Source organism: Actinomycetes bacterium (assembly GCA_035489715.1).
Lineage (GTDB): Bacteria > Actinomycetota > Actinomycetes > JACCUZ01 > JACCUZ01 > DATHAP01.
Genome location: DATHAP010000082.1, coordinates 1 through 3,178 on the forward strand (window position 1 = coordinate 1; position 3,178 = coordinate 3,178).

Genomic DNA, 3,178 nt, shown 5'->3' on the forward strand with positions numbered 1-3,178 from the left:
CACTCTTCCCGACCTGCCGGCCCTGCCGGATGTGCCGGACCTGCCGGACCTGCCGGACCTGCCGGACCAATCCGGACCCGGCCCGGCCACCGACGTGGTGCACGAGGGGAGGCCGACGTGAGCGGCGAGGGGGCACCGGACCTCGAGGTCGACGGCAGCGGCCTGCGGGTCGCCGTCGTGGCGGCGAGCTGGCACCAGAAGGTCATGGACGCCCTGGTGGGCAACGCCGAGCGGGCCCTGGCCGAGCTCGGCGTCGAGGAGTCGACGGTCGTGCGGGTGCCCGGGTCCTTCGAGCTGCCGGTGGTGGCGGCGCGGCTCGCCACGTCGTACGACGCCGTGGTCGCCCTGGGCGTCGTGATCCGCGGCGGCACCCCGCACTTCGACTACGTGTGCCAGGCGGTCACTGCCGGTCTGGGGCGGGTCGCTCTGGACACCGGCATCCCGGTCGGCTTCGGCGTGCTGACCTGCGATGACGAGCAGCAGGCGCTCGACCGGGCGGGGCTCGACTCGTCCCGGGACAACAAGGGTCGCGAGGCGGCCGAGGCGGCGGTCGCGACCGCCGTCACCCTGCGCGGGCTGATGACGTCGTGAAGACCGTCGCCGAGCGCTTCGTCCACGCGCACACCAAGCACGACAGCGCCGACGTGCTGAATGTCCTCGCGTCGGACGTCGACTCCCACGGCATGACACCGGGCCGATCCTGGGAGGCCTCCACCGCCGAGGGCCCGGTCGAGGACGCACTTTTCCACTGGATCGATGTGCACGACCTCGTGCAGCAGGCCGACCTGATGGTGGACGACGGCCGGAGCTCCTGGCGGCGGATGATGTGCTCCGGCTTCCGGAAGGTGGACTGACATGGTCCCGGCCCGTGTCTCCCTCGTCACCCTCGGCGTGCGCGACGTCGCCCGGTCGAAGGCTTTCTACCGGGCGCTCGGCTGGGAGGCGGCGATCGACATGGACGACTTCGCAGTCTTCCGCACGGCGGGTTCGCTCCTGGCCGTCTATCCCGAGAGCGACCTGGCCCGCGACATGGGGGCGGGCGGTGGCAGCGGCGCGAGCGGCAGCGGGCCGCACGTGCGCCAGTCCTCGCTGGCCATCAACCTGGACTCGCCCGACGAGGTGGACCGGTGTGTCGCCGAGATGATGGCGGCCGGTGCCGCCCTGCTCGCCGCACCGACGGCCGCCGAGTGGGGCGGCTACACCTCGATCGTCGCCGACCCGGACGGGCACGCGTGGGAGATCGCGCACAACCCGGGCTGGCCGCTGGACGAGCGCGGTCTGCCGACCATCCCCTAGGACGGCACCGCGCCGAAGAGCCGGGGCTCTGGGAGGATCACGGGCGTGAAGACCTTCGACGAGCTGTTCGCCGAGCTGACCGCGAAAGCCACGCAGCGACCCGCCGGGTCGGGCACCGTCGCCGCGCTGGACGCCGGCGTCCACGCCATCGGCAAGAAGGTCGTCGAGGAGGCGGCCGAGGTCTGGATGGCCGCCGAGCACGAGGACGCGGGCCGGACAGCGGACGAGATCTCGCAGCTGCTGTACCAGCTGCAGGTGCTCATGCTGGCCCGCGGCATCAGCCTCGACGACGTCTACGCTCGGCTGTAGCACGTCCGCCCCACCGACCTGACCGACTCACACCTGCAGAGGAGGCCGGAGAGCGTGCTCCGCGTCGCCGTCCCCAACAAGGGCTCGCTCGCCGGCCCGGCCTCAGACATGCTGCGCGAGTCGGGCTACCGGCAGCGCACCGACCCGCGCGAGCTGCTGCTGCACGACCCGGAGAACGACGCGGAGTTCTTCTTCCTCCGGCCGCGCGACATCGCCACCTACGTCGGCTCGGGCGAGCTCGACGTCGGCATCACCGGCCGCGACCTGCTCCTCGACAGCGGCGCGCCGGCCGAGGAGCTGCTGCCGCTCGGCTTCGCCGAGTCGACGTTCCGCTTCGCGGCGCGCCCCGGATCGGCCACGTCGGTGGCCGACTTCGCCGGCAAGCGGGTCGCCACGTCGTACGGCGGGCTGCTCGCGAAGCACTTCGCCGAGCACGGCGTCGACGCCGAGGTGGTCCGGCTGGACGGCGCGGTCGAGACCGCGGTGCGGCTCGGCGTGGCCGACGTGATCGCCGACGTCGTCTCGACCGGCACCACGCTGCGCCAGGCGGGTCTGGAGATCGTGGGGGAGCCCATCCTGGAGTCCGAGGCCGTGCTGGTGCGACGTACCGGCGTGCCGTCGACCTCCGCCGTGGATCAGCTCGTGCGGCGCATGCAGGGCGTGATCATCGCCCGGCGGTACGTGCTGATGGACTACGACATCCGCGCTGAGCTTGTCGAGGGCGCGGTGCGGCTCACCCCGGGCATCGAGTCGCCCACCGTGTCGCCGCTGCACGACAAGGGCTGGGTCGCGGTGCGGGCCATGGTGCCGCGCGCCGACACCAACCGGATCATGGACGAGCTGTGGGACCTCGGCGCCAGAGGGATCCTGGTCACCGACATCCACGCCTGCCGGCTGTGAGCCGGTGAACGCCGTGGGGACCGACCCGTGCCGCCGGGTGGTGCTCCGGCCGCGGCGGGCCAGGCTCGTCGTCTACCCGTGCGCCGCGGCGCTCTTCGTGGTCCTGACCGGCGTGGCCTTACTGCTGCCCGGAGAGGGCGAGCACGGCTGGGGCTTCGGCTCGCGGCTGGCGGTGGTCGGGTTCGCACTCGGGTGCGTCTGGTTCCTGCACCGGCTGGCCTCGGTGCGGGTGGAGACCGACGAGGAGGGTGCGACCGTCGTCAACATCCTGACCCGGCGCCGGCTCGACTGGTCCGAGGTCGTCGGCGTCCGGCTCTCCCGTGACGACGCCTGGATGATGCTCGACGTGTCGGACGGCTCGACCCTGGCGGCGATGGGCGTGCAGCGCTCGGAGGGCGAGCGGGCCACGGCGCAGGCGCGGGAGTTCGCGAGGATGGTCACCGAGGGCAGCCGGACCGACGGGGATCGCTGACCGCGGAGCCGTTAGGCTGTGCTCCGACCGGGACGTGGCGCAGCTTGGTAGCGCACTTGACTGGGGGTCAAGGGGTCGCAGGTTCAAATCCTGTCGTCCCGACCGAGAAGGTCGCAGGTCAGAGGCGGTTCGGCTCTTCGGGGTCGGGCCGCCTCCGGCGTCTGTGAATCATGCGTGTAGCCACCCGCTCCACTCACCATC

6 protein-coding genes and 1 tRNA gene are annotated in these 3,178 nt (G+C 72.3%); all 7 read left to right on the plus strand.

The window, feature by feature from the left end; genetic code table 11:
• Positions 1-117: 117 nt before the first annotated feature.
• The 7 genes from ribH (at position 118) to VK640_07145 (ending at position 3,079) form a co-directional block, all read left to right on the plus strand.
• On the plus strand, positions 118-591 hold the full coding sequence (ribH, locus tag VK640_07115) for a 6,7-dimethyl-8-ribityllumazine synthase (protein HTE72953.1): 474 nt from the start codon (positions 118-120) through the stop codon (positions 589-591).
• Positions 588-854, plus strand: a complete 267-nt coding sequence (locus tag VK640_07120; GenBank protein HTE72954.1) for a hypothetical protein — start codon at positions 588-590, stop codon at positions 852-854. The genes ribH and VK640_07120 overlap by 4 nt, the downstream gene beginning before the upstream one ends.
• Position 855: 1 nt before the next feature.
• Positions 856-1,296: a VOC family protein gene (locus VK640_07125; GenBank protein HTE72955.1), complete on the plus strand. Its 441-nt coding sequence runs from the start codon at positions 856-858 to the stop codon at positions 1,294-1,296.
• A gap of 45 nt (positions 1,297-1,341) precedes the next feature.
• Positions 1,342-1,605 carry a phosphoribosyl-ATP diphosphatase gene (locus VK640_07130; protein ID HTE72956.1) on the plus strand — a complete coding sequence of 88 codons (264 nt, stop codon included), beginning with the start codon at positions 1,342-1,344 and terminating at the stop codon, positions 1,603-1,605.
• 54 nt (positions 1,606-1,659) lie between these two features.
• The gene (gene hisG, locus VK640_07135; GenBank protein HTE72957.1) at positions 1,660-2,505 is read left to right on the plus strand and encodes an ATP phosphoribosyltransferase; all 846 of its coding nucleotides are present in this window, start codon (positions 1,660-1,662) and stop codon (positions 2,503-2,505) included.
• A gap of 13 nt (positions 2,506-2,518) precedes the next feature.
• Positions 2,519-2,977: a PH domain-containing protein gene (locus VK640_07140; GenBank protein HTE72958.1), complete on the plus strand. Its 459-nt coding sequence runs from the start codon at positions 2,519-2,521 to the stop codon at positions 2,975-2,977.
• Between the two features lie 28 nt (positions 2,978-3,005).
• A tRNA-Pro gene (locus tag VK640_07145) sits at positions 3,006-3,079 on the plus strand.
• The last annotated feature ends 99 nt before the right edge of the window (positions 3,080-3,178 follow it).

Coding starts and splice junctions, on each gene's coding strand:
- VK640_07125 (HTE72955.1), top strand. CDS start 856: ATGGTCCCGGCCCGTGTCTCCCTCGTCACCCTCGGCGTGCGCGACGTC.